Genomic DNA, 24,131 nt, shown 5'->3' with positions numbered 1-24,131 from the left:
AATAGGCTTGATTCAGATCAATGAAGTTGCTCCGCTTTCTTCCACCTGAAAATTTATCTTTGTGTGCAGTTAAAATAAATTCCAACATGATTGATGTACTTTTTAGCCATATCCAGGAAAAAGTTTCGCTTACTGACCATGATCGGGAAGTGATACAAACCTTTTTTGAAGCTAAAAGATTGAGGAAACGACAGTATTTGTTGCAGGCAGGAAATATTTGCAAGCACCTGGCATTTGTAGCGAAGGGCTTGTTACGTACTTATAATGTAGATGAAAAGGGCGATGAGCATATGAGTATTTTCGGATGGGAAGGATGGTGGCTGTCTGATTTTAACAGTTTCTTAACTGGCGAACCAGCATTGTTTAACATTGATGCAATAGAAGAATCGGAACTGCTTTTGATTTCGAGAAATGATTATGATGCTTTAACGGTGGCTGCACCAATTATGGATCGTTATTTCCGAATACTTTACCAAAATAGCCTGGTTACTAAAGAACGTAGATTAATGAGTTCCATTACTCACAGTGCTGAAGAAAAATACGTCTTACTTATGGCCTCAAATCCAGAAATTATTAAACGGATACCACAAAACCTGATCGCTTCTTATCTAGGAATCGCTCCAGAAACGCTTAGTCGCATCAAAAAAAATCTGGCTTCAAAAAAATGAGGTCGATCAATGCAGCACCCTGAATTTAATGTTCAATAAGGCAATTTAGTGCTAAATATGGCTGAAGCTGATAAAATAAGATCGGTTCCGGGCAAAATAAGCATCAACGAGGGTGAAATGGCATCAATTAGCATATAGTCAACTATGATAATTAGATCCTTCGATAATTATTTTATTTTTATAGGAGATGATAGTATTTTAATTCCGTTTTAATGTAATTATCAAACTTTTTTCAAAAAAGGAACTATCCTATACAGCGGAAAGCAAATTTTATACTTTTAAAGTGCGGATTAATTCTTAGTAGATACCGTAAACATTAGTTAATGTAAAAAGCCTTTCAGGATTGAAAGGCTTTTACAATTTTTAACAGATTATGTTGTTTTATAAACCCAATCCCAGTGTAAAACCGCGTACGGCTGTAGCAATGGTAGCACCAGCTGTTGCAGCACCTGTAGTTAGGTTTACGGTATAAAGTTTTTGCACACCGCCAACAGTAAATATACCGTAAGCATTGCCGCTTGTACCACCAATATCAAAGCCACTGTTTGCTTCAATATTTACACCAAGTGGACCAACATCAACAAGTGCTCCGCTATTAGGTGGATCTTGTTTGTATAAGCGATCTGTTGTAGCATCAATATCAAACAATGCTGTAGATGAAGCACCCGCAAAGTTATTGGTATAGGCAGCACCAGAAATGGCTGCGGTACTTAATGTAATAGGTGTATCAACAATTAAAGTAGCATCAGTTGGTACAATTCTAAAATTTTGGCCATTGTTACCTACAATCCTTATGCGGTCGGCCATTGGGTTAAAATCGAATCCAATTTGTGTAGCTGTTAATAAAGTAGCCAACGGCCCTGTTCCAACCATGGCTGCCGCACCCGAAGATGCATTAATAGTGTAAATTCTACTTGTACTTCCTACGGCATAAAGCTGTCCGTTAACCGGGCGCATATCGATGCCTAAAATACTTTCACCTGTTTGTATGCCAGTTATTGCTTTTACCACAAGTGTTGGTGTTGCAGCGTTTGGATTAAATATAAGCAGTTCGTTATTGGTTGATACTGCATAGGCAACAGGCTCTGTAGGTATAGCAAGGGCGGTAATTTGTTGGTCTACATTACTGATTTTTGAAGCTTTGCCCGAAGTAAGGTCGATCAGGTATAAACCCGATTTACCACTTACATTTAAAGCCGCAAGTGCTGCAGTTCCATCAGGATTAATGTCAAAGCCGCCAATATCTTCAGCATCCAAACCAAGGCTGCCTACTTCAACAAGTTTCCCATCATTTGGTGGATCTTGTTTATGAAGTTTATCATTCGCAATGTCGATATCAAATAGAACTGTTGAGCTTGCGCCAGCCTTATTTTGAGTATAAGCAACTGATGATACTTTGGCATTTGTAACACCGTTTACCACACCATCGGTTGCAGCCACCGTGCCAGTTTCAGGGTTTAAACGTAAATTCTGGCCAGATGAAGTAACCAAACGGATTCTATCTACAGTAGGATTAAAATCGAAACCTACTGAAGTTCCGCTTATTGCAGGTGTGAAAGGAGCCGTAGCAACAGATCTTGCAACGCCTGTTTTCTGATCGATTACATAAATGCGGCTACTACTGCCTACACCATATAACTGACCTGTTGCAGGGCGAAAATCAATTCCTAAAATGGTTTCACCACTCTGTAAACCGGATATTGTGACTGAAGCAGTTGTTGAATTCGGATTTTTGGCATTGATCAACAACAGTTTGCCATCGGCAGTGAGGGCGTAAAAGTTAACATCAGGGCCAGGTGTGAGTACCTCTTGCTGAGGATCGTTATTGCGGTCTTTTTTACAGGCCGAAAATAAAATAGGGGTCATAATAGCCAACAATGCTACTAAGATTAAATGTTTGATTTTAATCATGGTTTTAATGTTTAATTAAGAAAAGTATTAGTAAAGGGATATGTTAACGCAATGCGATTAACCTTTTCGAGATAAAAAGGCTCGTTATTCATTCGGAAGAGCAACTCTACCGACGATTTTAATTTTCAGGCTTGTTGTTCGCTATTAACAGGAACTCATTGGTGAAATTAAGCTTTTAGCTATTTTGGAGGATATTCCAATGTTTGGAGGTAACACTTAACAAGGTTGTAATTGCCAGAAAACAATCTTCTTTTTGAAGAAAAAATACTCAGAAATTCAATTTTTGTAAAATCGGTTTTCATCAGATCTTCTAATTTGACTTTATCTTCCAACTGATCATCATTTTGATCCGTATCCGATTTATCAGCATTTACTTTCGAAATTTCCACCGAAACTTTATGGATGGGCATGGCACTAATCGCAATCCGACCCGCAAATGCGAAGAAGAGTAGGGTTGCAATTAAAACTTTTTTGTAAAGTGGCGCCATTCCGGTATTTGAGATTGTGCATATATACGGAGGTTAGCATCAACGGGTTTTTGATAATGAGATAATAAAAAAGATTTATGCTCTTATTTAACGCAAATTGGTTTAACTGAAAGATTATTTGATTTAAAATTTAGCTTTATTTAATATATACGGCATTTAATAATACCTAAAGCAATATTCCATTTAAGTAAACTCATTCTTGTAAAATGCCAGCCTTTTATTTCTTTGATTACTTAAAGAGGAAAACAATGCCAAAAGCTTACAGATTGTCTTCGGAAACCTTCGCTGTTTCAAAACAAAAGCAACCTTTGCACAGTTAATTCCGTATAGATTTTATCGTATCGAATGCTGCAAAGGGAAAGGGTAGAGATAATTGTCTGGAGAATTTGTTAAATGATGTCACGTTCTTTTTGTTTTTCTGTCAAAACTTGTAAATTGCTTTAGTAAAAAGCAACAAATTGTCAGTTACTCAAATCGAAAAAATCCTTACAATAAACCGACAAAATGATAACTTATAAGGTAAGCGATTTAAAAAGCACCTTTTAAAACCTGTAAAACAGTTATTACGTAGATAGATATAGCGGAATTTATCTTTATCGAAACGATATTCTTACCGTAATTTTTAGGTTGGTGGATATGTATACTGCCTTTTATCCACCCGTATGGCGCAATTGTTGATAAAATAAACGAAATGGTACAGTCGCTTTTTATAATTTATTTTATAGTTTAGGGACGTAGCTGTTAAGAAAGGTATTATGGAAGCAAAATTTTCACCACAGGTTAAAGATGTAATCTCTTTTAGTAGGGAGGAAGCGCTCCGATTAGGGCATGATTACATTGGAACCGAGCATTTATTATTAGGCCTCATCCGCGAAGGCGATGGTATGGCTATAAAAATTTTACGATCGTTAGGAGTTGATACCGGTAAATTGCGCCGCTCAATTGAAGATGCCGTTCGCGGTACTTCGAGTGTTACAGTAAACTTAGGCAATATTCCATTAACTAAACAGGCAGAAAAAGTTTTAAAGATTACTTACTTAGAAGCTAAAATATTTAAAAGCGATTTAATTGGCACCGAACATTTATTGTTATCGGTTTTAAGAGATGATGATAACATTGCCTCTCAAATCTTATTACAATATGGTGTTACTTACGATGTTTTTAAACAGGAGGTTGAAGTGAATAAAAATGGATTCAGAGATGATATCTCAAACAGTGCTTCTACAGGAGGCGACGATGATTATCGCGAAGAAGAAAGCTTTAGTACACCTAAAAAGGTTTCGGATATAAAATCTAAAACACCGGTTTTAGATAACTTTGGTCGTGATTTAACAAAGGCTGCAGAAGAAGGTCGTTTAGACCCGATTGTTGGCCGCGAGAAAGAAATTGAGCGTGTATCACAGATTTTATCCCGCAGAAAAAAGAACAATCCGATTTTAATCGGTGAGCCAGGTGTTGGTAAATCTGCAATTGCTGAAGGTTTGGCCTTACGCATTGTACAACGTAAAGTTTCGCGTGTGCTTTTTGGCAAACGTGTAGTTACTTTAGATTTGGCATCGTTAGTGGCCGGTACAAAATACCGTGGCCAATTCGAAGAACGTATGAAAGCCGTGATGAACGAGCTTGAAAAATCGACAGATGTAATCTTGTTTATTGATGAGATTCACACTATTGTTGGTGCTGGTGGTGCATCGGGCTCTTTAGATGCATCAAATATGTTCAAACCTGCTTTGGCAAGGGGCGAAATTCAATGTATTGGTGCCACAACTTTAGATGAATACCGTCAATATATTGAAAAGGATGGTGCTTTAGACCGTCGTTTCCAAAAAGTGATGGTAGAGCCTGCTACACCAGATGAAACTGTAGAAATTTTAACCCGTATTAAAGATAAGTATGAAGAGCACCACGGTGTAACTTATACCGACGAGGCAATTTTAGCTTGTGTTACTTTAACATCACGTTATATTTCAGACCGTTTCTTACCAGATAAAGCTATTGATGCTTTAGATGAAGCCGGATCTCGTGTACACTTAACCAATATTCATGTTCCCCAGAATATTATTGATATCGAAGCGAAAATCGAAGATATTAAGTTAGAGAAAAACAAAGTGGTACGCAGTCAGAAATATGAAGAAGCTGCAAAACTTCGCGATACAGAGAAAAATTTAATTGAAGAATTAGATAAAGCCAAAGCTGAGTGGGAAGCTGAAACCAAAACTAAACGTTACGAAGTATCAGAAGATAATGTAGCCGAGGTGGTTTCGATGATGACTGGTATTCCGGTACAACGTGTTGGCCAAACAGACAGTGCAAAACTGTTGAATATGTACGATAAAGTGGCGGAGAAAATTATCGGTCAGGATGATGCGATCAAGAAATTGACTAAAGCTATTCAACGTACAAGAGCAGGATTGAAAGATCCTAAAAAACCAATCGGATCATTCATTTTCTTAGGCCCAACAGGTGTAGGTAAAACAGAATTGGCAAAAGAATTGGCCCGCTTCATGTTCGATAGTGATGATTCATTGATCCAGATCGACATGAGTGAATACATGGAGAAATTTGCAGTTTCACGTTTAGTAGGAGCGCCTCCGGGATATGTAGGCTATGAAGAAGGTGGACAGTTAACTGAAAAAGTTAGAAGAAAACCTTATGCCGTAATCTTATTGGATGAGATTGAAAAAGCGCACCCTGATGTATTTAATATCTTATTGCAGGTTTTGGATGAAGGCCAGTTGACTGATAGTTTAGGACGTAAAGTTGATTTTAGAAATACAATCATCATTATGACATCAAACATTGGTGCCCGTCAGCTAAAAGATTTCGGACAAGGTGTCGGTTTCTCTACAGCAGCAAAAACAAATCAAGCAGATTCTCACAGTCGTGGTGTAATTGAAAGTGCATTAAAACGTGCTTTTGCACCTGAGTTCTTAAACCGTGTTGATGATGTAGTTGTATTTAATAGTTTAGGTAAAGATGAAATCTTTAGAATTATTGATATTGAATTAAAAGCATTATTCGGCCGTGTTCATACCTTGGGTTATGAAATTGCCTTAACTGATAACGCTAAAGATTATATCGCTGATAAAGGTTTTGATAGTAATTTTGGTGCCCGCCCTTTAAAAAGAGCGATCCAGAAATATTTAGAAGATCCAATTGCTGAAGAAATCCTTAAAGGTGATTTAACCGAAGGAGATGTTTTAGAAATTGATTACGATAAAGCTACCGAACTGATTTCTATCAACCATAAAAAAGGTGAGAAGAAAAAAGAAGAACCGAAGCAAGAAGAAGATTCTTCTAGTAAATAAATAAGAAACTCCCGATGAAAATCGGGAGTTTTTTTTTGAAGAGATTAATTTGTGAAAATATGTTTAGTCTTTTATTGCATAAAACTTTTTTACTGCTTCGTAATCAGTGAGCTTCAAGCCTTCATCTTTTGCCAGTGCCACCGCGGTTCCACCGGGAATAATTACATACCTGTATTGTAAAGCTGTAGATAGTGGAATGCTGTTGCTGTTATCAGCAGTAAACCTTGTGATAATAAAATGCCCTAGTCTGGGAAAATAGCTGATGGTATTTAATTTTCCTCCGGCATACGATGAATAAGGTAAAGCATAAACACCACCTCCAAAGTTAAAATATACCTGTACCAAACCGCCATTAATTACCGCTGTGGTTAATGCTGGTGCCAGCAAATCTGCAGCCTTCAGAGCTGTGTTATCTGAAGTTGTATCCCTAAAATTCTTGGCAACATTCCATCCTGAATAAATAACATTTGCAGTTCCTTTTAAAGATAATGCCGTGCCCCAACCAGTGGCTACTTTAGGTCCGTATAAGTTATAACTGGTTTTATCTAAAAAATAATCTCCTACTGTACCAGTTACCGCATCCGGAATTCCGGTTCCACTTATAATCTGACTGCCAGGTGCACCGGTGTTTCCTACCGCACCTGTATTACCAGTTGCTCCGGTTTGGCCTTTTAACAAAAATGCAACTCCCCATCCATCAGCCTTTTTTGGTCCATAAAAATTACTTGTTGCTAAATCCAGGTAAAAATCGCCAATAACTCCGGTAGCCGCTGCAGGTACACCATTTCCGCTTAAAACTGTGCTTCCGGCCGGCCCGGCTATTCCTTTTTCGCCTTGTGGTCCTTGTGTTGCGATTTCTTTTTTGCAGGCAACTCCCAGACTTACAAAAATTAATATCAGAATTAAAGTTTGTTTAGTTTTTGTTCTTGTTTTCATAATTTTATTTCTAATGATTTGTAAATCAGCTTGATTTATTTAGAATAAAATTATGAATTGAAGGTGTTGTAATTTGGCTAAATGGGTGAGCAAGTATTTAAAATGAGTGGATTACCTGTTTTAATGAGTTAAAGCATATATTCCAATTTAAATTTCCGGTTGTATTGCATTGTGCTAAAAATAAGAAGCTTATAATTACTAAATAACTGTGTTTCTAATCCTTTTTATATGAGGTCTTGAAGTGCCTTATAATACCTTTCATAATTTTCGGGTTCTGTATTCATAAACAGGAAAGGCTCTATTAACTCAAGTTCCATTAATAAAATTTTCCATTAACGATAGTGCCATCTACTCTTGCATAAAGGCAGTTTTTTGCAAATGAGGTAACATATTGTTGTGCTTTGGCAATTAATTCAGCATTTGGCTTTTGTGGATGAACAGATCCGCCATGTGCGGGCTGTACCCTGAAATCGCCAGCTTTAGCCTGTTTTATCAATGAATGGCTATATACGCCGTTAAAGAAAATGAAAGACCATTCTCCATTCTCTAATATTTCTGGTAAAAAAGGCTGTACAATAAAATCTTCTTCCTGCAGAAGCTGGTTTAGCTGCACATTTATTTCTTCCACATTTTCGGTGGTTACTTTAAATGTATTTTTTGCTCCACCACTTATACAGGGTTTTACAATCAGCTTGTTGGTGTCGAACTGTGCAAAGGAATGGCTGAGATCAATATTCTCCTTTCGTTGTATAAAGTAACTCGGCGTAATTTTAAGCCCTGCGGCTTCGATCTCTTTCAGGTATTTTTTATCCGAATTCCATCTTACCACTTCAATGGGATTGAGCAGCTTTATGTTTTTTGTCTCCAAAAGAGTTAACCAGTTATAGAAATCATCAATCAGATCAAAATAATCCCATGGTGATTTTAAAATCGCAAGCGAATAATTCTCCCAATTTATGTTTTGATCGTTCCAGATTACTTTCTCAATCTTTAAACCCTTTGCTGTTAAAAAATCCAAAAGCTTATCGTCTTCGCTTTCTACAGTTGTGGTATCGTAAGCACCTTTATCCAGGTAGGTTACTAATGCTATATTCATGGCAATAAAACTAGGTTTTAAAAAGTTTTAATACAAACCGGCAATCCACTTTGCTAATTTTAAAACAGACTCACCTGGTTGCTAGGGATTTTAAATAAGGTATGATCAAGAATTATATCTTTTGCATTTAACCCATTTAAACGGCAATGCAGCCTGAAATTATCCCTGATCATTTGTGAAATATTTCCATCTCCGCGCATTCTGTCGCCAAACCTGCTGTCATTCACATTTCCACCATGGCAACTTTGTATCATATGCCAAACCTTATCAAAGCGATCTGGAAAATTTTTTCGCAGCCAATCTTCAAATATCTGTCCGATAGCTCCATTTAAACGTACAACAGTATAGCCTGCTTTAATGGCTCCTGCATTGGCTACTGCTTTTAAAATTTTTGGTATTTCATGGTCGCTTAATCCTGGTACAAGCGGTGCAACCATTACGCCCATGGGGATACCGGCTTTGCTTAATTCTTCTACAACCCTTAAGCGTTGTTTTGCAGTTGTGGTTCTTGGTTCCATTACCTGACGGAGATCTTCGTTTAGGCTATTGATGGATACATACACCATGCAGAGGTTTAATTTGGCCATTTCTTGTAAAATATCCTGATCGCGAAGGATTAAAGAATTTTTGGTAATCATGCCGATAGGCTGTTTGTAAGCCAGTGCTATTTCCAGTAATTGCCGGGTAAGTTTAAATTTCCTTTCGGCAGGTTGGTAGCAGTCGGTATTACCTGATAGTGAAATGGTAGATGCATCCCATCCCTTTTTTTCTAAAAACTTTTTAAATAATTCGGGGGCATCCTTTTTAACAATTATTTTTCTTTCAAACTCTATTCCTGCGCTGTATCCCCAATATTGGTGAGAATTACGGGCGTAACAATAGGTGCAGCCATGCTCACATCCCTGATATGGATTTAAGGAATAGGCCATGCCTACATCTGGGCTATCTACTTTATTTACAATTGTTTTGGAGTTTTCAAAAATAAAGGCTGTTTTGCGGTCGCTTTCCTCCCAGTCATCTATCCCTTCCTGGTGTTCTTTCACATAAACATCTTTTAAAAATTTATTGTGTGGATTAACCTGGGCACCCCTGCCTTTAAAATACTGTTTTTCTTCTTCACCGATCATGAATTAAAATTACTAATATATTTAGTAATTTTAAAGCTCACAATAGCCTACTTTTCAACATTTATGTTCAGGGTTTTTATTCGGGTAAGTTATTTCTTAGGGAGTGGCACATAATCCATCGGCACCATATCGGCTACTTTTTCGTAAGCCCAAAATCCTTCATATAAAAGCGAACGTGAATCGTAAATGCCTCCGTTCTCGTAAAAACGGACACCTTCTCCGGTTAAATTGGCTACAGAAATTTCATTTTCAGGCACATCCAATGGTCTGAAAATCCAGAAACCTGTATTGGAGTAGGCAAGCGATTCTTTTTCTTTGGTATATTGGATCAACAGTGCATCGGTGTAGCTCAGGTACTTTAAATTCTGGTTAAAATAATGCACCAAAGTATCGGTAAGTACTTCTGCCCTTGAAAACCTATCAATTGTTTTCGGCATTTCTTTTTGCTTCATCCAGAAATTAAACAAGGCTGTATCTATTTTCCCTTTGTTTTGTCTGATACCTGTTTTTTCTGGTACCGCTTTTATCTTTTCTAAATTGTTATTGATAATGTATTCCGGATAGCGGTTAGGGTTAGGCACTTTAATCATTTTATTGATGATAAAGCCTTCTTCCTGTGTTTTATTGGCATAAAGTGAGCGGAAAAAATGTTGCGATGAGCCATAATAAGCAACTTCTCTTGCTGCGATGTATTTTTTCTTTTTGGCCGCAGAAGCTTTTAATTCTTCGAAAAACGGATGACCGGAATAGTAAATAATATGTGTGCGCGAATTATATTCGAAATGATCGAGCATATATTTAAGGCGGTAACCTAATGCTTTGTTTTCAACCACTAAAAATTCTGTTGTAGAAACGGTAAGTGTACTTTTAGTAATATCAAAATCAACATTTAAAACCTGCGGATTTAATATTTTGCATTGTAAGGCATTGGGGGTTTTGCCTATAAAAAACTCTTTAAACTGATTGATGTATTTCTGGCGGTTAGGATCGGCCCGGATAACAACTTCTTCTAATTGCGCCACATTTTCTTTCAAAACCAATTCTACCTGAACAGATTTATCAGAAATGATTACGCTTTTGGAATAGGGAAGGTAACCAACCAGTTGAACTAGGATATCATAACTGCCGGGTTTAAGGTTAGGTAATTTAAACCTCCCATCATTATCGGCCACTGTAGCAATTTTATAACCGCTCAAATAAATACTTGCGCCGGGCAATTCATCTTTCTGATCTCTAACCAGACCACTGATTGTAAAGGTGTTTTGAGCAATGGCATTAGTACCCAAAATGATCAGCATGAGGGCTACTAAAAAGCTTTTAATCATGGAGACGAATGTAACCAAAAGGCTTAAGATTTATTAAAAACGAAAAAGATTTTTAACAATTTTAACATTTGGGAGTAATCATTAATAATAGTAGATATGTTACCTATCAGAGAAGGTTAATTGGGCTATTCCGCTTTATTATTCGTGATGAAACAACTATAACATTTTCTTTTTTTAGTATGATTGCGATTAACATATCAACAAACCGAAATTGGTACATAGCCATTTAGTGGTTATTTCAATTTGGTTTCTACATTAAGCGGAGGAAGATAATCCATGGGGACACTATCGGCAACTTTTTCCCAGGCCCAGTAACCTTCATTGATCATTGACCGTGCATTATTGATGCCTCCATTTTTATAAAAGAAAACTGATCCTCCACGCAAGTTAATTAAGGAGATTTGTGCCCTACCTAGGTCTGAAGGCCTATTTATAGACATTCGGACCCTGCTTAAATAACTGCTGCTTTCCTTTTCTTTTGTGTAAATTACATATAATACATTGGTGAAATTTATTCTTCTAATGTCGTCGTTATACCAATGTACCAGTGTATCTGTCGAAATTTCTCTTCTGTTCAGCATTGCGACGTTATGGCCCAGGCTAAGTTTTTCCAGTTTACCTTTTGCAACTGTTTTTTTTGGTTGGTTAAAGGTGGTAGCACCCGGTAGCGTTAATGTTCTGGCTGTGAAACCGCTTTCCTGAGATTGTGCAATGCTATCTGCCAGAGATTCCTGGGCTTCGTTTCTGATCAGTTTATTGATGATAAAACCCTCTTCTTTGGTGCGGTTGTTAAAGAGCGCACTAAAGAAATGTTGGGAAGAGCCGTTGTAAGCTTCTATTCTTTTTTTCTCCCATTTTTCTTTTTTGGCTGCATTTCCAGGCAAATCTTCATAATGCGGAAAGCCTTCATAAAAAACGATTCCAGCGCGATAATCATATTGAAATTCTTTTACTAAAAATTTAATTTTATAACCTAATGCCTGGTTTTCGATGATCAAAAAATCATCTGTTGTGGCATTCAAAATCCGTTTTTCACTATCATAATCAAACCTGATCAATTCTGAATTTAGGATTTTACACCTGTCGGCATTATCGGTCAAACCTATAAAGTATGCTTTAAAAGTATTAAGATAAGCCATGCGGTTGGGATCGGGTTTAATGGTTACTTCTGCGAGCTGCGTGCTACTTTCTGTAAGTAAAATATCTGCACGAACATCTTTATCCTCAATACTTATGGCTTTGTCAGTAGATTTAAAACCGATTAGCTGCACTAAAATAGTGTAATTACCAGGCTTAAGTTTTAGTACATATTTTCCCTGGTTATCTGTAGCAGTAGCCAATTTATAATCGCTTACGTATATGGCCACGCCGGGTAAAGGTTCTCCCTGTTTATCTTTAACCACACCAGAAAGTGTATAACTTTGCTGCGCGAAGCAAAAATTACCAATGATTATTATCGAGAAGATAAGCGCAATCGTTTTCATCGCTTAAATATAAACTAATTGGATAGTTATTTAAAAATAACATTTCATTTATTGATACGATTCCAGTCTTTTTAAATAGATCATGCTGCCAGACGCTAACATTTGCTAGCACGTTAATAAACAATCTCTGAAATGGTTTTTGCCCCGTTCGCTTTATCTTTTTCTACTTTATAACACATTTAAGTGTTTTGGTACACTATGCAAGCAATTCCTTGGCATTTTCGATTGCGGAAGCTCCAGGGTTTTTGCCGCTTAACATTTCGGCAATTACACCAATCCGCTCTTCTTGTTTAAGTTTGCGGATTCCTGTGGTGGTTTTTCCACCGTCTTCATGTTTATGCACAAAATAGTGAGATGTTCCTTTGGCTGCAATCTGAGGTAAATGTGTAATTGAAATTACTTGCATATTCTCGCCTAAATCAGAAATGACTTCTCCAACCTTTAGTGCTGTTTCACCAGAAATTCCGGTATCAATCTCATCGAAAATAATCGTAGGAAGTGAAGTATGTTTCGCTAAAAGGGCTTTTATGGCCAACATTAACCTGGATAATTCACCACCTGAAGCTACTTTATTTACCGGGGCCGGAGCCTGACCTGCATTTGCCGTAAAAAGTAAGTTAATTTCATCCAAACCATCTTTATTTAAGTCGGTTAAAGGCTTTTGCTCCAATACCAGTTTAGCATTCAGCATCCCAACTTGTTTAAGGGTAATGCCAGTTTGATCTTCTACTACTTTAATGGCCTTTTTTCGGTTAACACTTAACTGATTGGCCTGTTTTTGTAATGCTATTTTAAGCAGATCAATTTCCTGCTGTAATTTTTCAATGTGCTCATCAGAAGATAAAAGTTTGGTTAAATTATCTTCAAGTTGTTTTTGAAGCGCAATTAACTCTGCATTATTGGCCAGCCTGTGTTTTTGTTGAAGTGTATAAAATAAATCGAGCCTTTGGTTTACAATTTCCAGTCGATCGGCACTGTGTACGGTATTACCTTCTATGGTAGAAACCTCATCGGTAATGTCTTTTATCTCAATAATAGACGAGCGCAAACGTTCATATAGTACGTTAATTTCGGGATCAAATTTTTCTATACTCTGCAATTGTAATGAAGCTTCTTTTAAAATTTGTAGGGCAGAAGGTTCACTTTCATTAATTAAGCCAGATGCAGTAAGTAATGCTCTCTTAATGGTTTCTGCATGGGTTAGTCGCGCTAATTCTTGTTCAAGCTTTTCCTGTTCACCATCCTGTAATTTTGCCTGCTCAAGTTCGTTAAAAAGAAATTGTTCATAATCTTGCTTGTTTCTAGCTTCATCAGCTTCGGCAACTAGTTTTTTTAAAAGGCTTGTATCGTGCTTCAGTTTTTTAAATCCGCTGCGGTAATCAAGCAACAGGGATTGATGATTGGCCAGAGAATCTACAATTAACAATTGAAAATCGGCATCATTTATTTCTTGTGTAGCATGTTGTGAATGGATATCGATCAGCTTTTCGCCCACTTGCTTTAAAATAGATAAATTAACAGGCGTATCGTTAATAAACGACCTGGTTTTACCGTCTATTGATATTTCTCTCCGTAAAAGACTTTCTTTCGAAAAATCCAGGTCATTTTCTTCAAAAAAATCTTTTAAGTTTTCATCAGCAAGGGTAAAGCTGCCCTCAATAACGCATTTTTTATCCTGATTAAAAAAATATTTGCTCTCTGCCCGCTGACCTAAAATTAGCGATAATGCACCAAGTATGATTGATTTACCTGCGCCGGTTTCACCAGTTATAATATTTAAGCCTTTATCAAATTCGATATCAAGACTATCAATTAATGCGTAATTACGTATAGAAAGTTTTTGTAGCATGCTTAGCAAAAATATTAAAATTTATTCAACAGGACAGTACAAAACAAAAACAGCGAAGAATAAACTTTGTGTTAAAGAAGCTATTTTTATATCAGCTTAATTTAAAAAATCAAGAACGGTTTGGTTAAAAAGAGTGGGATTTTCACTTGGAACCATATGTGTCTCTTTTTTGAAAATGATTAATTGAGACTGAGGAATATTATTTGCAATCAATTTGGTGTAAACAAAAACAGCGAAGAATAATCTCCGCTGCTAATGATGTGTTTGGTTTAATATGTATTTTTTTGTTTTATCTAATTGCAGATTGGATGGCAATGGCGATATCATTCGTTTGTACAAAACTTTTTAAGGCCAATTGATCGGCAACTTTAAAATCCTCTTTTTTGTAGGTTACCATTGCATTTTCAATCTTCAAAACTTTTGCAGGGTTTGAAAAATCTTTGTTGTTGTAATTAATTACCGCAGGACTGATTTGTGAGCGTTTATTACCGCCTTCAACTTTTTCCTTTTTTTCTTTTTTCTCCATTTTCTTTTCAGCTCTTTCACTTCACTGTCGAATTTTTCTTTCAGTTTTTTATATTCTTCAGTCTGTCTTACTTTGCTGTTCGCATTATTGTTTTCGTTAAGAAATAATACTGTTCCATCTGGACCGGTAAGGGCATTTTTGTTGCCTTTAAATATAGAATCAACATTCAGTTTTGTTAATCCTGACAAACGAATCATATCTCCTGATTTCAATGCCTGTATCCTGATGTTATCAATTTGTGCCCTAAATTCTGGTGTATTCACTTTGGCCGCCATCTCTTCACCCATTTTTTTCCATTTAGCCTGTGCCTCCGGTGTATTGTACTGTTTAGCAATATCATCACCAAATTTTTTCCACTTTGCCTGTTCTTCTGGTGAGTTCATTTTCTTGCCCATTTCTTCTCCCATTTTTTTCCATTTGGCCTGTGCTTCAGGTGAGCTGTATTGTTTGGCAATGTCTTCGCCGAACTTTTTCCATTTGGCTTGAGCTTCAGGGGAATCGAATTCTTTAAATATTTTTCCTTTTAAAAGTGAATCGCTGAATTTAATCTTAAATGAACTGTCAGCCTGAATGTGGTAGATACTTTTACCAGCAAAAAGCTCGTCTCTGTAGAAATCTTTCCTTAGGCTGTCTGGCATTTCTTTAACGGAATTGTACTCTTTTTTATTTCCATTTGCATCAATGGTAACAATTTTAATCTTGCGTTTTTTTGTTGTATCCGTACAAATCACATTGTTTATTAATCCGTTTGATAGCTGTACAGTTAAAATTTCTTGTTTGTGCTGTTTTTTGGTTTGTTTCTTCTTTTCTGTAGGATTGATCCAGGCAATAGAAAACAGGCACGCTACACCCAGTGTTAGGGCTGCCATTTGTTGTTTGGCGTTTAAATAATTTGTTTTCATGTTGGTTATTCTTTTAATGCGTTGATATAAATTTTGTGTTTTACCTGTTGCTGCCAATGCATAAGCCGGACTGTTTTTATCTTTCAATAACTCAAGTTTAAGTAGGGCATGAGCATAGTTTAATGGTTTTCCGGTCACCTTTAATACCAGATCGTCGCAGGCATGTTCGCGTTCAATGTGTATAAACCTGCCGGCCATCCAAACAAATGGATTGTAGAACAATAAAGTTTCTATTGCAGTTTTAATCAGGTTCAATAGAAAATCGTTTCTTCTAATGTGCGATAGCTCGTGGATTAAAATAGCCTCAACCTGATCGTTATCCAATTGGTTTACCAATGCAAGGGGAAACAATACCACAGGTTTTAAATAGCCGATAACCAAAGGCACGTTAACAATAGAAGAAAGGTTAAACTGGATGCTTTTTTTAATTTTAAGGTGCGCGGTTACCTGTTCGAAAATTGTTTTCCAACCATCAGGAATAGCACTTAAACTTTCTTTTTTTAGTTTAGAAAGCTGATTGTAACCTTTCAAAATCACAAACAACTGTAGCAATATACCGATGAGGTAAAATGCCACCACGATAGGGAAGTATTGTTCGGCTTTACTGCTAAAACTTGGTGGCAGGTTGTTAAAATATTGATAAGCCTGTATATTTTGTGGGTTGATTGCAGCTGCCTGATTATTTATGGTTAATGTTAACTGATGAATAAAATTATAGCCAAAACCGAAAAACATTAAAATTATGGCACCAAAAGCGAGGTTGTGCTTATGTTTTGCGGCCATTTTCGGGATGCTTAGCATCACAATAAATAGTATGCCATAAATAACAGCACTTTGCCAAAGGGAGTTTAAAATGCTCCAGCCAAATGCCTTGATGAATTGTTGTAATAAAGTTTCCATAACGGTGGTTTTAATTTTTTTACCGGGATACCCCGAAGTGTTATTGCATAATTAGGGAGCTATACCCTACACTTTCCAACCTTCAACTATGCCTTATTTCAGGCTGTCTAAATATTTCTTAATTTCATCAATCTCATCCGCACTTGCACTGTGATTACCCAGGGCTTGCATTACCAATCTCGCCGCCGAGCCATTAAATACATTGTCGATCATTTTTGTTACCAATTGCTTTTCGGTTTTATCCTGACTTACCAATGCTTTATAGATGTGTGTTTTTTGATTGGTATCTCTTTCTACCATTCCTTTTTCATGCAAAATCTGCATTAATTTTAAGGTAGTGGTATAACCAGAATCTTTTTTATTCAACGCCTCATGAACCTCTCTTACCGTTGCATTCCCCTTTTGCCAAAGCACCTGGAGGATTTCCATTTCACCTTCTGTTGGTTTGATGTTTTGATTATTCATATGTTACAAGTTGTACGAATTATTTCGTATTCAAATGTACGAAGATATTCGTAAGATCAAAATATTTTAACAAAATTTTAACTTTATTACTTAATTCTTGAAATTGGTCAGCTGGTCAACTGTGTATAAGACGCTCAAGAATGAAGAATGTTGCATATACAGCATGGTTATGAAACCCCCAATGAAAACTGACTTTGTTATTTAAACCTGATTGATGTGGATACCGGCCTGTGTTTAAGGCCTGCAGGCGTATGAACAAAAAGCAGGACTTGCTATAATTGAAATGCTGATACTGCTTTTCTAAAAATTGAATAAGCTATAACGGGTTAATGGTTAAGCTGGTTCACCGGTTAATTGAGGACATGCTCTTTAAACTGGTAGATTGATTGGTATGTTGTAAAATTAACAGATTTGAACAAATAACCAGTTAACCAAAGAAACTAATTTTTCTTTAGTCCCTCGTATTTGCCAATATTTGCCGGATCAATTTCTGCCAACATGTTGTAGGCTTTCATACGTTCCTGTCCGTTAAGTTTAGAAAGAACATTGGTTACTTCTTCAGCCTTGGATGCGAAATAAACATTAGGGAAAATTGAACCAAGTTTTTGTTTATCCATTTGTTGCAACGCGGGCAGTGCAGCAACAATTTGTGTTAAGCCTTTATCATTATCGGTAAGCTGATCCAGGCCGCTAAAATGATAACTGTAAATGAAATTACGGAGTTCTGCAAAAATAGGGTTTAAAACATTTTCGTTAAACCAAAAACGGTTGCGTAATCCATCTGCTGCTTTCCAGCCGGTATTGCCCGAAGCTTGCGCCAGATTAATGATATTCTGTGCTTTTTTATAATAGAGCGTACCACCCATTTTGCTAAAACTATCCTTATCCATACCGATAATGGTATATGCATAATAGGAGAGAAGTGCACTGATATTGGAAATATAATTCTGATCAGAAAAATCGATTGTGGAACCATCGTTAAAACTAAAATCGAAATTTTTATCGCTCATGTTTAATAAAGTGCTGTTGTAGGAACTGTTAAAAACCGGGCGACTGCTCTGAATCTGCGCTTCGGCGGTATAACCAGATCCACCATCCCAGGAGTTAATGGTAATGATAAAACTGCAATCGATGCGTTCGTGAGGCTTGTAACTTTCGTTACTAAATTTATTATTGTTCAAAAAATCGCGGATTGTTTTTTGCAAAGCCTCTACGGTGGGTTTGCTAATGTTCGAAACCTGGGGAGCAAGCAAAGTTACCCTTGCATTTAACTCCTGCGCCTGTAGCTTACCAAAACCAATCAATAGCAATATCCAAACAATCCTTTTTATCATTTTGTAATTTTTAAAATGGCAGCACATATATCTTTAGCCACATCTGCTTTTGATTTCGTTTCAAATACAGTCCGTTCTAAAGCCTTGTTAAAAATAGTAATTTTATTGGTATCCGATTTAAAACCTGCACCCTTATCATTTAAAGAATTTAAAACAACCAAATCTAAATTTTTCTTCTCCAATTTACCTTTGGCATAGTTCTCCTCATCATTGGTTTCTAAGGCAAAACCAACTAAAATCTGATTTGCTTTTTTTGTCGCACCCAAAGAAGCTAGGATGTCAGTAGTTTTTTCTAATTCCAGAAAGAGGTCACTATCCTGTTTTTTGATTTTTTGTGTAGCAACTAATTTCGGGCGGTAATCTGCCACAGCCGCACACATTACTGTTATGTCAGTTTCTGAAAATATAGATGAACAGGCATCAAACATATCCTTTGCGCTTATTACATCAATTCTTTTTAAAGTTTGGTCAGCCTTTTGTGCCGTTGGTCCGGCAATTAAAGTAACCTCAGCACCAAGTTTTACCAATTCGTCTGCAATTGCAAAACCCATTTTACCAGAAGAATGATTCCCTATAAATCGAACCGGATCAATCGCTTCATAGGTAGGGCCGGCAGTTACCATCACTTTTTTGCCAAAGAATGGCATCGATTTTTGTATGGCATTGTTCAGAAAAGAAACAATTTCTTCAGGCTCTGCCATTCGGCCTTCGCCCCAAAGTCCGCTGGCAAGTTCCCCATTGGCAGGTGCTATAACCGTATTTCCAAAACTAATAATCTTTTTAATGTTTGCCTGGGTAGTTTCATGTTTCCACATATCCAGATCCATTGCCGGAGCTACATAAACAGGGCATTTTGCAGAAAGATAAACAGCAGTTAATAAATTATCGCAAATTCCTGTTGCAAGTTTAGCCAGTGTATTGGCACTTATCGGAGCAATGACAATCAGATCGGCCCAAAGCCCGAGTTCAACATGATTGCTCCATACCCCAGTTCCTTCTTCGAAATATTGGGTGTAAACAGGGTTTTTAGAAAGCGTAGCAAGGGTTAGTGGTGTTATGAAATTAGCACCATCAGGGGTAAGGATAACCTTTACGTTTGCACCAGCTTTAACAAGCAATCGAACTAAAAAAGCCGATTTATATGCTGCAATGCTACCGCAAACGCCAAGGATTATATTTTTATGTTTCAGCATAGCGTGTTGGGCATGAGGCATAGAGCATTGATATGCTTATAAAACTGCGCCATGCTCTTTGCCCTCTGCTAATTACTTTTGTTCTTTAGCAGGATTTCTGTGATAAATTTTTTCATTCAAAAATTCATCAATAGCAACCAAAACAGGCTTAGGCATACGCTCGTAGTGCTTGCTGATTTCAATTTGCTCACGGTTTTCGAAAATTTCTTCTAAATTATCGTTGCTCGATGCAAATTCTGCCAATTTACCGTGTAACTCCTCTTTAACGTTATTCGAAATCTGATTTGCTCTCTTAGCAATTACAACTAAAGATTCGTATAAGTTATCTGTAGTTTTATCTAAATCGTGTACGTTTCTGGTTACTGTAGTATTTGGTACAGCAGGTTTGTTAGTATTCATGTATTAATCGTTTTTAATATTCGTGTTATCAGCATTGGTTGGTTTTGTAGAAATGGTATCTTTTAATTTACCCGTTCTGATCAACATTTGCTTGTATTTTTCTTGGTCAGCTGCATATAATGCAAGTTCTTGTTTTGTAGCGGCAATTCCTAACTCAACATCTTCTTTAAGTACCTTTGCATCTTTGGTATACTTACTGTCAGGATGGTTCTCAGTAAACTCAGTATATAAAGCAAGGGCTTCATTATAACGGTCTTCCTGGCGGATTACATAACTGTTTTTAGCATATAAATACTGAGCCTTAATCATTAAAAAGTCCATTTCCTCAGCATATTTAATATCTGGGAAATCTCTTTGTGCATTTTTTAAAGCAATAACCGCTGCCCTGTAATTATCTACGTTACTTGGACCAGTAGTTAAATACATTTTAGCATTTTCAAAAGCTTTATCCTCTAATTTACCCCTTAAAGTGGCAATATATTTACCTGCAGCAGCAGCGCGATCGCTGGTAGGATATAAGTTAATGAATAATTGTAATGCATCAATAGCCTTATAGGTGTTTTCCTGATCTAAAGAGAAACTTGGCGATTCTAAATAGAAACAATAAGCTCCCATATACCTCGCCTCTTCAGCATTTTTACTTGCAGGGTAAGTATCCGCGAAACTTTTAAATTGGTACCTGGCCGTTGTATAATCACTTAACCTATATAAGGTATAAGCATAATAATAATTTAAATCCTCAGCTTCAGCACGGCCACGGTATTTTTGAGAAAGATCTTCAAAAAGCACCAATGCTTTACTGTAATCGCGTTTATTATACAAACGCAGCGCCTCCTGGTATTTTTTTGCAACGTCGTTACTCGCTCTCAATTTCTCGAAACGACTTTTACAACCCGCAATACCCAAAGCGGCAACAAAAACTAAAATAATTAAGTGTTTAACTTTAAACATTCTGCAAAGATAATTAATAATACGATAACATCAATAAAAACAATTGGCCGCTAAGCTATGCAAAGCAATTCAGTACAATATAACAGTTAACAATTTTTAACATATATAATATAGGCTATTATTTAAGCCTTTATGCTTTTCTATATACTATATATGTACGCAATAACTTTCGAAGCATTTATGGGCTAAGCGCAAAGCAAAATTCGAAACGCTGGGTTTGGTCCGTTATCATTATACTATATGGAATAGTGTGTTTGTTTTATTAGCAAAGCAGGGTGGGTGCTGCTATATAAGTTTCTTCCCGCTTTTCATTGCAAGTCCTCGCTGCGCTGCGGGCTTTTCATTTTAATCGGGTTTATTTTGCAGGGTCTTCCCGGGGTTTTAAAAGGCTGGGTGCATGAAAACCCTGGAAGCCTGAAGAGACTAGGCAGATACAAACAGCCCTTAATTAAAAAAGTTTTGCCCTGCGGCATATTTTTTCCTGTTGAAAACCATACACTTACATTAAACTGTGCGTTTATAGTGATATTTTCTTTGCGGATAAGCTGAAATTCCCTACTTTTGCATCCCGCTTCGGAGGAAGGGTTTTGAATGAAAGGATGGCAGATGGTGATGATAGGGCAGGATTTATTTTAAAATAAATGTTGCAGGTGAGGAAAAGATTGCTACCTTTGCAGCCCGCTCCGGAAGGACGGAAAGCTGAGTAAAATCAGCCTATTGAAATAAGGGGCAAGGAAAAATGAGAATCAAAAAAATAAAATTTATTTTATTTGGAAGTTTGAAAAAGATCCTTACCTTTGCACTCCCAACCGAAAGGAAGGGCAAAAAGCTGAGCAGCGGATGTTGCGGAAAGCAAACAGAAAAAAGATTGAAACGGATGAAACACGGGGAAGACGAACAAGACTTTTCCAAACTGAAACCGAAGATATATAAAATGGCCGGCCGTGAGGTTACCAGGTCAACAAGTTCTTAAAAGAGATGTCAATGTAGCGTAGCGAGGTAATGGAGTACCGATCAAAGTACATGATTACGTAGCTTTATTTTAAAGGTGGTGTCTAACAGACAACATAACAAAAAAGAAGACTATTTTTAACAATAGTTAAAACTGGTCAGCATCTTACAACACATTTTACAATGGAGAGTTTGATCCTGGCTCAGGATGAACGCTAGCGGCAGGCCTAATACATGCAAGTCGAACGAGATTATCCAGCTTGCTGGATTTGAAAGTGGCGCACGGGTGCGTAACGCGTATGCAACCTACCTTAATCTGGGGGATAGCCCGGAGAAATCCGGATTAATACCGCATAAAATCACAGGATGGCATTATCCAATGATCAAACATTTATGGGATTGAGATGGGCATGCGTGTCATTAGCTAGTTGGCGGGGTAACGGCCCACCAAGGCGACGATGACTAGGGGATCTGAGAGGATGGCCCCCCACACTGGTACTGAGACACGGACCAGACTCCTACGGGAGGCAGCAGTAAGGAATATTGGTCAATGGAGGCAACTCTGAACCAGCCATGCCGCGTGCAGGAAGACTGCCCTATGGGTTGTAAACTGCTTTTATCCGGGAATAAACCTTTCTACGTGTAGGAAGCTGAATGTACCGGAAGAATAAGGATCGGCTAACTCCGTGCCAGCAGCCGCGGTAATACGGAGGATCCAAGCGTTATCCGGATTTATTGGGTTTAAAGGGTGCGTAGGCGGCCTGTTAAGTCAGGGGTGAAAGACGGTAGCTCAACTATCGCAGTGCCCTTGATACTGATGGGCTTGAATGGACTAGAGGTAGGCGGAATGAGACAAGTAGCGGTGAAATGCATAGATATGTCTCAGAACACCGATTGCGAAGGCAGCTTACTATGGTCTTATTGACGCTGAGGCACGAAAGCGTGGGGATCAAACAGGATTAGATACCCTGGTAGTCCACGCCCTAAACGATGAACACTCGCTGTTGGCGGTACACAGTCAGCGGCTAAGCGAAAGCGTTAAGTGTTCCACCTGGGGAGTACGCTCGCAAGAGTGAAACTCAAAGGAATTGACGGGGGCCCGCACAAGCGGAGGAGCATGTGGTTTAATTCGATGATACGCGAGGAACCTTACCCGGGCTTGAAAGTTAGTGAATCATTTAGAGATAAATGAGTGAGCAATCACACGAAACTAGGTGCTGCATGGCTGTCGTCAGCTCGTGCCGTGAGGTGTTGGGTTAAGTCCCGCAACGAGCGCAACCCCTATGTTTAGTTGCCAGCACGTTAAGGTGGGGACTCTAAACAGACTGCCTGTGCAAACAGAGAGGAAGGAGGGGACGACGTCAAGTCATCATGGCCCTTACGTCCGGGGCTACACACGTGCTACAATGGACGGTACAGAGGGCAGCTAGCCGGCAACGGTATGCGAATCTCACAAAGCCGTTCACAGTTCGGATTGGGGTCTGCAACTCGACCCCATGAAGTTGGATTCGCTAGTAATCGCGTATCAGCAATGACGCGGTGAATACGTTCCCGGGCCTTGTACACACCGCCCGTCAAGCCATGGAAGTTGGGGGTACCTAAAGTATGTAACCGCAAGGAGCGTCCTAGGGTAAAACCGATAACTGGGGCTAAGTCGTAACAAGGTAGCCGTACCGGAAGGTGCGGCTGGAATACCTCCTTTCTGGAGTAGCACCGCCTACTCGCCACGCAACATGATATTTCTAATTAAGGTAAAAGGTAAAAGACCAAAGCTGAAAGGCGAAGGGCACAGATACCGGATACTTTAAAAAACACAAGAGAAAAAAGAAACACCCAGAAGAAAACGGTGGGCTGCTATAAAGGCAAGCGCAACGGAGACATGAAGGGTAAGCCAAAAAGGGAAGCAGTAGCGGTAAGATACTATATACTGCAACTGTTAAGCCTACCTTAAAATCAAGAAGTCCCGTAGCTCAGCCTGGTTAGAGCACTACACTGATAATGTAGGGGTCTCCAGTTCAAATCTGGACGGGACTACCATTGAAGTTTACAATTGGCGGTTTGCAGTTGACAGTTGTCATAACTGAAAACTGAGAACTGAAAACTGATAACTGCACTCTGGGGGATTAGCTCAGCTGGCTAGAGCGCCTGCCTTGCACGCAGGAGGTCAACGGTTCGACTCCGTTATTCTCCACAATAAGAGTTTCAGCGGATGGCGCTGGAGCGTCCCGATAGCTATCGGGAAGGTCAACGGTTCGACTCCGTTATTCTCCACATTTGAGCATAAAGCTTAAAGACCAAAGCTGAAAGCTTTCAAAAAA

Annotated in this window: 17 protein-coding genes, 2 tRNA genes and 1 rRNA gene; 5 read left to right on the top strand and 15 right to left on the bottom strand. The window is 38.0% G+C overall.

The annotated features are described in order from the left end of the window. Positions 1-86: 86 nt before the first annotated feature. Positions 87-668, top strand: coding sequence for a Crp/Fnr family transcriptional regulator (locus ACZZZW_RS21580; RefSeq protein WP_055912239.1), 582 nt, complete (start codon positions 87-89; stop codon positions 666-668). 381 nt (positions 669-1,049) lie between these two features. On the opposite strand, the gene ACZZZW_RS21575 is transcribed toward ACZZZW_RS21580, so the two are convergent. Then, positions 1,050-2,579 carry a DUF4394 domain-containing protein gene (locus tag ACZZZW_RS21575; RefSeq protein ID WP_463496467.1) on the bottom strand — a complete coding sequence of 510 codons (1,530 nt, stop codon included), beginning with the start codon at positions 2,577-2,579 and terminating at the stop codon, positions 1,050-1,052. Between the two features lie 179 nt (positions 2,580-2,758). Then, complete coding sequence (locus ACZZZW_RS21570) at positions 2,759-3,067, bottom strand: hypothetical protein (RefSeq protein ID WP_463496464.1); 309 nt, start codon at positions 3,065-3,067, stop codon at positions 2,759-2,761. Between the two features lie 755 nt (positions 3,068-3,822). On the opposite strand from ACZZZW_RS21570, the gene ACZZZW_RS21565 reads away from it, so the two are divergent. Next, entirely contained in the window at positions 3,823-6,375 is a 2,553-nt protein-coding gene (locus tag ACZZZW_RS21565) for an ATP-dependent Clp protease ATP-binding subunit (RefSeq protein ID WP_055912232.1), read from the top strand. 63 nt (positions 6,376-6,438) lie between these two features. Here the strand turns inward: ACZZZW_RS21565 and ACZZZW_RS21560 are convergent, their stop codons facing one another. From ACZZZW_RS21560 to ACZZZW_RS21500, 13 genes are all read right to left on the bottom strand, one after another. Beyond that, a complete protein-coding gene (locus ACZZZW_RS21560; RefSeq protein WP_463496461.1) occupies positions 6,439-7,311 on the bottom strand; it encodes a hypothetical protein in 873 nt (290 codons plus the stop codon). 316 nt (positions 7,312-7,627) lie between these two features. Then, positions 7,628-8,407 (bottom strand): ATP-grasp domain-containing protein, encoded by a 780-nt coding sequence (locus ACZZZW_RS21555; protein ID WP_463496458.1) that lies wholly within the window; start codon positions 8,405-8,407, stop codon positions 7,628-7,630. 59 nt (positions 8,408-8,466) lie between these two features. Then, positions 8,467-9,534, bottom strand: coding sequence for a PA0069 family radical SAM protein (locus ACZZZW_RS21550; RefSeq protein ID WP_463496455.1), 1,068 nt, complete (start codon positions 9,532-9,534; stop codon positions 8,467-8,469). An 89-nt stretch (positions 9,535-9,623) separates the two neighbouring features. Beyond that, a complete protein-coding gene (locus ACZZZW_RS21545) occupies positions 9,624-10,859 on the bottom strand; it encodes a carboxypeptidase-like regulatory domain-containing protein (RefSeq protein WP_463496452.1) in 1,236 nt (411 codons plus the stop codon). A 233-nt stretch (positions 10,860-11,092) separates the two neighbouring features. Continuing rightward, the gene (locus ACZZZW_RS21540; RefSeq protein ID WP_463496449.1) at positions 11,093-12,343 is read right to left on the bottom strand and encodes a carboxypeptidase-like regulatory domain-containing protein; all 1,251 of its coding nucleotides are present in this window, start codon (positions 12,341-12,343) and stop codon (positions 11,093-11,095) included. Positions 12,344-12,539: 196 nt separating this feature from the next. Then, positions 12,540-14,192 carry a DNA repair protein RecN gene (gene recN / locus ACZZZW_RS21535; RefSeq protein ID WP_463496446.1) on the bottom strand — a complete coding sequence of 551 codons (1,653 nt, stop codon included), beginning with the start codon at positions 14,190-14,192 and terminating at the stop codon, positions 12,540-12,542. 289 nt (positions 14,193-14,481) lie between these two features. Continuing rightward, positions 14,482-14,718: a hypothetical protein gene (locus ACZZZW_RS21530; RefSeq protein WP_463496443.1), complete on the bottom strand. Its 237-nt coding sequence runs from the start codon at positions 14,716-14,718 to the stop codon at positions 14,482-14,484. Next, positions 14,649-16,520 (bottom strand): M56 family metallopeptidase, encoded by a 1,872-nt coding sequence (locus ACZZZW_RS21525; RefSeq protein WP_463496440.1) that lies wholly within the window; start codon positions 16,518-16,520, stop codon positions 14,649-14,651. Before ACZZZW_RS21525 ends, ACZZZW_RS21530 begins: the two co-directional genes overlap by 70 nt. A gap of 93 nt (positions 16,521-16,613) precedes the next feature. Continuing rightward, positions 16,614-16,985, bottom strand: a complete 372-nt coding sequence (locus ACZZZW_RS21520) for a BlaI/MecI/CopY family transcriptional regulator (protein WP_463496437.1) — start codon at positions 16,983-16,985, stop codon at positions 16,614-16,616. 440 nt (positions 16,986-17,425) lie between these two features. Then, on the bottom strand, positions 17,426-18,319 hold the full coding sequence (porD, locus tag ACZZZW_RS21515) for a type IX secretion system protein PorD (RefSeq protein WP_463496435.1): 894 nt from the start codon (positions 18,317-18,319) through the stop codon (positions 17,426-17,428). Further along, positions 18,316-19,512, bottom strand: coding sequence for a bifunctional phosphopantothenoylcysteine decarboxylase/phosphopantothenate--cysteine ligase CoaBC (gene coaBC, locus ACZZZW_RS21510; protein WP_463496432.1), 1,197 nt, complete (start codon positions 19,510-19,512; stop codon positions 18,316-18,318). The genes porD and coaBC overlap by 4 nt, the downstream gene beginning before the upstream one ends. Positions 19,513-19,584: 72 nt before the next feature. Further along, a complete protein-coding gene (locus ACZZZW_RS21505; RefSeq protein ID WP_025145617.1) occupies positions 19,585-19,911 on the bottom strand; it encodes a DNA-directed RNA polymerase subunit omega in 327 nt (108 codons plus the stop codon). A 3-nt stretch (positions 19,912-19,914) separates the two neighbouring features. Further along, positions 19,915-20,862 (bottom strand): outer membrane protein assembly factor BamD, encoded by a 948-nt coding sequence (locus ACZZZW_RS21500; RefSeq protein WP_055912208.1) that lies wholly within the window; start codon positions 20,860-20,862, stop codon positions 19,915-19,917. A 1,131-nt stretch (positions 20,863-21,993) separates the two neighbouring features. On the opposite strand from ACZZZW_RS21500, the gene ACZZZW_RS21495 reads away from it, so the two are divergent. The 3 genes from ACZZZW_RS21495 (at position 21,994) to ACZZZW_RS21485 (ending at position 24,004) form a co-directional block, all read left to right on the top strand. Then, positions 21,994-23,515 (top strand): 16S ribosomal RNA (locus tag ACZZZW_RS21495). A 257-nt stretch (positions 23,516-23,772) separates the two neighbouring features. Continuing rightward, a tRNA-Ile gene (locus tag ACZZZW_RS21490) sits at positions 23,773-23,850 on the top strand. Between the two features lie 80 nt (positions 23,851-23,930). Further along, a tRNA-Ala gene (locus ACZZZW_RS21485) sits at positions 23,931-24,004 on the top strand. Positions 24,005-24,131: the final 127 nt, after the last annotated feature.

It is taken from the genome of Pedobacter sp. AC379 (genome assembly GCF_979258145.1).
Note: the sequence above shows the minus strand (reverse complement) of the source record. Positions and strands in the feature narration are given on the sequence as shown.